Annotated in this window: 5 protein-coding genes; 2 read left to right on the top strand and 3 right to left on the bottom strand. The window is 69.7% G+C overall.

Annotation, left to right across the window (positions count from 1 at the left end):
- Positions 1 to 1,876, bottom strand: a 1,876-nt coding sequence (treY, locus tag E1292_RS33945) for a malto-oligosyltrehalose synthase (RefSeq protein ID WP_132600662.1), incomplete at its 3' end; no start/stop codon positions are given.
- Complete coding sequence (glgX, locus tag E1292_RS33940; protein ID WP_181958337.1) at positions 1,869 to 3,962, bottom strand: glycogen debranching protein GlgX; 2,094 nt, start codon at positions 3,960 to 3,962, stop codon at positions 1,869 to 1,871. The genes glgX and treY, both read right to left, overlap by 8 nt.
- 195 nt (positions 3,963 to 4,157) lie before the next feature.
- On the opposite strand from glgX, the gene E1292_RS33935 reads away from it, so the two are divergent.
- Positions 4,158 to 4,730, top strand: a complete 573-nt coding sequence (locus E1292_RS33935; RefSeq protein ID WP_246090521.1) for a hypothetical protein — start codon at positions 4,158 to 4,160, stop codon at positions 4,728 to 4,730.
- A 19-nt stretch (positions 4,731 to 4,749) separates the two neighbouring features.
- A complete protein-coding gene (pip, locus tag E1292_RS33930; protein ID WP_132600659.1) occupies positions 4,750 to 5,721 on the top strand; it encodes a prolyl aminopeptidase in 972 nt (323 codons plus the stop codon).
- On the opposite strand, the gene E1292_RS33925 is transcribed toward pip, so the two are convergent.
- Entirely contained in the window at positions 5,675 to 6,223 is a 549-nt protein-coding gene (locus E1292_RS33925; protein ID WP_132600656.1) for a phosphatase PAP2 family protein, read from the bottom strand. The genes pip and E1292_RS33925 overlap by 47 nt on opposite strands.
- Positions 6,224 to 6,229 lie beyond the last annotated feature (6 nt).

Raw genomic sequence — 6,229 nt, 5'->3', positions numbered from 1 at the left:
GGTACGCCCCCGCGCCGCCGAGCCGCCGGCGCAGCCGCAGCGCCTGGGTGGTCACCAGCTGCTTGGCCGTGTCCCATGCGGTCACCGGCTTGGGCGGGAAGGACACCGGACGCCGGTTGTCCGGGTCGACCAGCGAGAAGTCGGTGATCTCGTTGCCCTGATAGACGTCGGGCACGCCGGGCATCATGAGCTGGACGAGCTTCGCCCCGAGGGAGTTGGACACCGCGTACGGCTCGATCCGCTCGGTGAAGGCGCCCACGGGCAGCCGCACGGCCGCCTCGGCGAAGTCCCGCAACTTCCGCTCATACGACGGATCCGGATTTATCCAGGAAATAGCGGTTTTCGCCTCGCGAGCGGCCTTCAGCAGGTAGTCCGTGAACCGCTCGGCCGAGATCGGCCACGCCGCCATCAGGTTCTGCCAGGCCAGGTAGTCGAGACACGGGTCGAAGCTCAGCGCCGACGACCACTCCGACACCGAGGCGGCCCACTCCTCCGGCAGCTCCGACAACACCGCCAGCCGGGCCCGCACGTCCTCCGACCGTTTCGTGTCGTGCGTGGACAGGGTGGTCATCGTGTACGGCCGCAGCCCGGCGCAGAACTCGTGGAACTCCTCCACCGGGACGCCGAACACGTCGGGCTCCCCGCCCACCTCGTTGAGGCAGGCCAGCGGGTACCACCGGTAGAGCGCCGTGTCCTCGACGCCCTTGGCCATGACCGGGCCGCAGGTCTGCTGGAAGCGGGTGATCGCCTCGGCGGAGCCGTACAGGACCTCGCGGACGAGCGGGCGCACGGCGGGAGAGCACGCCTCGGCGGCCAGCTCGACGATCTCGACGGACTCGGGCGGGGGCTCCTCCCCCGGCACGATGTACGCGCGGTAGACCGGCATCGCGGCGAGCAGCTCGCGCACGGCGGCGGGCTCGCAGGAGGCGGCCCTCGCCAGCCGGTCCACCTCGGAGCCGAAGAACAGGTCGAGCACCTCGCGCTTGGCCTGCGCCATCACCGGGCGGTAGTCCGCCGGCTGCCCGGTCCGCTCGCTGAAGAGCCGGACGAGCGGCTCCTTCCCCGCCGGGTCGACGAAGAGGCCGTTGACGCGGTTGAGCACGTCGTAGCCGGTGGTGCCGTCGCAGGCCCAGTCGTCCGGCAGCCGTTCGGGTCCGATGAGGATCTTCTCCACGACCGTCCACGCGCTGCCCGCGCGCCTGCGCAGCCGTTCGAGATAGCCGCGCGGGTCGGTCAGGCCGTCGGGGTGGTCGACCCGCAGGCCGTCCACCAGCCCTTCGTCGAGCAGCCAGAAGATCACCTCGTGCGTGGCGAACAACACCGCCGGATCCTCGACCCGCAGCCCGATTAACGACGACACGTCGAAGAAGCGCCGGTAGCCGGGGCCCTCGCGCCAGCCGACCAGCCGGTAGTGGCCGGGGTGGGGGAAGGCGTGCTCGTGGTAGCGCAGCACGTCACCGTCGACGACGGGCTCGACGTCGTCTCCCAGCACGGGCAGCGCCACCGTCCCGTCGGCCCAGTCGATGTCGAACCACCGCGCGTACGGCGAGGCGGGCCCGTCCTTCAGCACCGACCAGAACTGCGCGTTCACCGTGTTCATGTGGTTGGGCACGATGTCCACGACCACGCCCAGGTCGTGCGCGGCCAGGTGCTGGGCCATCTCCCTGAACCCGGTCGCCCCGCCGAACTCGTCCCTGATCCTGGAGTGGTCGGTGACGTCGTAGCCGTGGCGCGACTCCGGGGTGGACTGCAGGATCGGCGACAGGTAGACGTGGCTCACGCCGAGGTCGCGCAGGTAGCCGGCGATCTCGGCCACCTGGGCGAACCCGAAGTCGGGGGTCAGCTGCAACCGGTAGGTCGACGTGGGCCTAGACACGGCGGAGCACCCGCACGCTGCGGCCCGGAACCGCGACCGCCTCGCCCGCCCGGCACATCCGCGCGCCCACGTTGATGGGCATGGCCGTGTCGATCTCTGTGTGCCACATCTCGCCGTAGTCCTTGGGGATCGTGAACTGGATCGTGTCGTGGTGCGCGTTGAACAGCAGCAGGAACGAGTCGTCCCTGATCGGGCGGCCCCGCCGGTCGGGCTCGGTGATGGCGTCGCCGTTGAGGAAGACGGCCAGCGACTTCGCGTATCCCACGTTCCAGTCGCTGTCGGTCATCTCCTCCCCCGACGGGGTGAGCCAGGCGATGTCGCTCAGCCCGCGTACCGGCTTGCCGTAGAAGAACCTCCTGCGCCGGAAGACGGGATGTCTCTTGCGCAGCTCGGCCAGGCTCTGGGTGAACTCCAGCATCAGCCAGTTCTCCCGCACGTCCGACCAGTCGACCCAGGTCAGCGCGTTGTCCTGGCAGTAGCCGTTGTTGTTGCCCTGTTGCGTGCGGCCCAGCTCGTCGCCGTGCGAGAGCATCGGCACGCCCTGGGAGAGGAAGAGCGTGGTGAGGAAGTTCCGTTTCTGCTGCTCGCGCAGCGTCTCGACGGCGTCGTCCGCCGGGCCCTCCGCGCCGCAGTTCCACGAGCGGTTGTCGTCGGTGCCGTCGCGGTTGCCCTCCTTGTTGGCCTCGTTGTGCTTGCCGTTGTACGAGACGAGGTCCTGCAGGGTGAAGCCGTCGTGGCAGGTGACGAAGTTGATCGAGGCGGCGGGGCGCCGGCTGTCGTCCTGGTAGAGGTCGCTGGACCCGGTGAACCTCGACCCGAACTCCGGCAGCGTGGCCGGCTGCCCGCGCCACAGGTCGCGGATCGTGTCGCGGTAGCGGCCGTTCCACTCCGTCCACCGGGACGGGAAGTTGCCCACCTGATAGCCGCCTGGCCCCACGTCCCACGGCTCGGCGATCAGCTTGACCTGCGACAACACCGGGTCCTGCTGCACCAGGTCGAAGAACGAGCTCAGCCGGTCGACCTCGTGCAGCTCCCGCGCCAGCGTCGAGGCCAGGTCGAAGCGGAACCCGTCGACGTGCATCTCGATGACCCAGTAACGCAGCGAATCCATGATCATCTGCAGGACGTGCGGCGAGCGCATGAGCAGGCTGTTGCCCGTGCCGGTGGTGTCGACGTAGTAGCGCTTGTCGTTCTCGACCAGCCGGTAGTAGTCGGGGTTGTCGATCCCCTTGAACCCCAGCGTCGGCCCGAGGTGGTTGCCCTCGGCGGTGTGGTTGTAGACGACGTCCAGGATGACCTCGATGCCCGCCTCGTGCAGGCCCCGCACCATCGCCTTGAACTCCAGCACCTGCCCGCCGCGCTGCCCCTGGCTCGAGTAGCGGTTGTGCGGCGCGAAGAACCCGATCGAGTTGTAACCCCAGTAGTTGGACAGGCCGCGCTGCTCCAGGATGTGGTCGGTGACGAACTGGTGCACCGGCATCAGCTCGAGGGCCGTCACGCCCAGCTTCGTCAGATGGTCGAGGATCTCCGGGTGGTGCAGGGCCGCGTACGTGCCGCGCAGATGCCTGGGGATCTTCGGATGGCAGATCGTCAACCCCCGCACGTGAGCCTCGTAGATCACGGTGTCGTGGTACGGCCTCGCGGGCGGCCGGTCGTGCCCCCATCCGAAGAACGGATTGATCACGATGGACCGCGGCACGTAGGGGGCGGAGTCGAGGTCGTTCCTGGTGTCCGGCTGGCCGAACCGGTAGCCGTACACCGCCTCGTGCCAGCGCACCCCGCCCTCGATGGCCATCGCGTACGGGTCGAGCAGCAGCTTGGCCGGGTTGCACCGCAGCCCGAGCGCCGGATCGTAGGGCCCGTGGACGCGGTAGCCGTAGCGTTGCCCCGGGCCGATCCCCGGCAGGTAGCCGTGCCAGATGAACCCGTCCACCTCGGTGAGCGGCACCCTCGACTCGGTGTTGTCCTCGTCGAACAGGCACAGCTCGACCTTGTCGGCGACCTCGGTGTAGAGCGAGAAGTTGGTGCCCGCGCCGTCATAGGTCGCCCCGAGTGGATAGGGGTCTCCCGGCCAGATCTCGATCATCGAGGCTCCCTTGCGGTCTCTGCCCATATTCCGCTCCCCCGTTCCACCGGACAAGCCCGGACCCCAGTGATGACCTTGTACCTTCCCCCCATCGCCTCTTCATTACTCCGCTGAACGTTCACCCAGGTCAAAAGGGTGCGTCGCGCCCCGGCCACCCGATGCGCGGGCGCGGCGGCGGTCCGACAAGATGGACGGATGAGCGTTGAGTTGATGGTCTGGGACGAGCCGGCGCCGATCGACAGGGACCAGGCGCGGGCCACCTACCTGGAGGTCAAGCGGGGCGAGCCCGGCGGTGGTGACGTGCCGGCCGTCGCCAAGGAGCTGCCGGGGCGGATCACGCCCTATCCGGGCCACGTGCTGGTGACGATGGACCTCGACACGATGGACGAGCTGTCCGCCAAGGTGTTGACGATCGCGCGGGCGCACGGGCTGGTCTGCTACGACCCTCAGCGCGACCTCGTGCACAACGTGGCGCCGCTGGGCGTCTACGAGGGCATGCAGCTGCACACGGGCGACGGCATGGTCGTCCACGACCCCGACCTGGCGCTGGTGCACGACGTGCTGGCCACGCTCTCCCCGCAGAACCCGTTCGCCGCCCTGGTGAACTTCGGCCGCCACTTCCTGCAGGTCTCACCCGGCTACGAGCTGGAGTACAAAGAGGGCACGCTGGCCAGCACGACGGTGCCGGACCTGGCGCAGGTGCGGCAGGCGTTCCACGAGTACGCCACCGGCGACCGGTCGTTCCTGACCCGCCACGAGTGGGCGTGAGGTGGCAGGATCGGACGGCATGAGATCCCTGTACCCGCCCATCGAACCGTACGACTCCGGCCTGCTCGACGTGGGCGACGGCAACGAGATTTACTGGGAGGTCTGCGGCAACCCGGAGGGCAGGCCCGCCGTCATGCTGCACGGTGGCCCCGGCGGCGGGTGCAGTGCGAAGCACCGGCGGCAGTGGAATCCTGAGCTGTACCGGATCGTCCTGTTCGACCAGCGCAACTGCGGCCGCAGCCGGCCGCACGCCTCCGACCCGGCCACCGACCTCGGCGCCAACACCACGTGGCACCTGGTGGCCGACATGGAGCGGCTGCGCGAGCATCTGGGCATCGACGCCTGGCAGGTGTTCGGCGGCTCGTGGGGCAGCGCGCTGGCGCTGGCGTACGCCCAGACGCATCCCGGCAGGACGACCGAGCTGGTGCTGCGCGGGATCTTCACCCTGCGGCCCCAGGAGCTGAGGTGGTTCTACCAGGAGGGCGCCGGCTACCTGTTCCCCGACCTGTGGGAGCGGTACGTCGCGCCGATCCCCGTCGAGGAGCGCGGTGACCTGATCGCGGCGTTCCGGGCCCGGCTCGAGGGCGACGACGCGGAGGCGCGGCTGGCGGCGGCCAGGGCGTGGGCCCAGTGGGAGGGGGCCACGGTCTCGCTGCTGCCGGATCCCGAGCGGGTGGCGGAGTTCGGCGAGGAGGAGATGGCCGTCGCCTTCGCCAGGATCGAGAACCACTACTTCCACCACGGCGGCTGGTTCGAGCCCGAGCAGCTCATCAGGGACGTCGGCAAGATCCGGCACATCCCGGCGGTGATCGTGCAGGGCCGCTACGACGCCTGCACGCCCATGGCCACCGCCTGGGATCTGCACAAGGCCTGGCCCGAGGCCGAGTTCCACGTGGTCCCGGACGCGGGCCACGCCTACTCCGAGCCGGGCATCCTGGACCGGCTCATCGCGGCGACAGACGGCTTCGCGCGAGCCGTACGGCAGGGGTGACGGCGCCCACCGCCAGCAGCGCGAACAACGGCGCGAGCACCAGTCCGAGCAGGAAGCCCGCGGCGACGTCGTGCGGATAGTGCACGCCGACGAACACACGCGAGAACGCCATGACGGCCGCCAGCGGGAACACCACCCAGGCCAGCGCGCGCCAGACCAGCACGAGCGTGGCCGCCGCGCCCGCCGCGATCGCGGAGTGGTTGCTGGGGAACGACCAGTCGTCCGGGGGCGGGCAGGCGGCGATCGTCGCGACCCCGCCCCGGCACGGCCGGTCCTCCCTGACGAGGATCTTCACCACCTCGCTGACGATGTACGCCAGCACCACCCCGGCCGGCCCGGCGATCACCAGCGCCAGGTCACGTGCGGGCCCTCGCCACGCGCGCCAGGCCGCCACCCCGAACAGTGCCACGAACACGAATAACCCGGCGTCCGTGCCCACCTCGGCGAGCACGTGGAGCCACGCGGGCGTGGCCAGGGCGAAGTCGACGATCTCCTCGTACACGGGTGT

The organism is Nonomuraea deserti (genome assembly GCF_004348685.1).
In the GTDB taxonomy this organism is placed as follows: Bacteria; Actinomycetota; Actinomycetes; order Streptosporangiales; family Streptosporangiaceae; genus Nonomuraea; species Nonomuraea deserti.
Note: the sequence above shows the minus strand (reverse complement) of the source record. Positions and strands in the feature narration are given on the sequence as shown.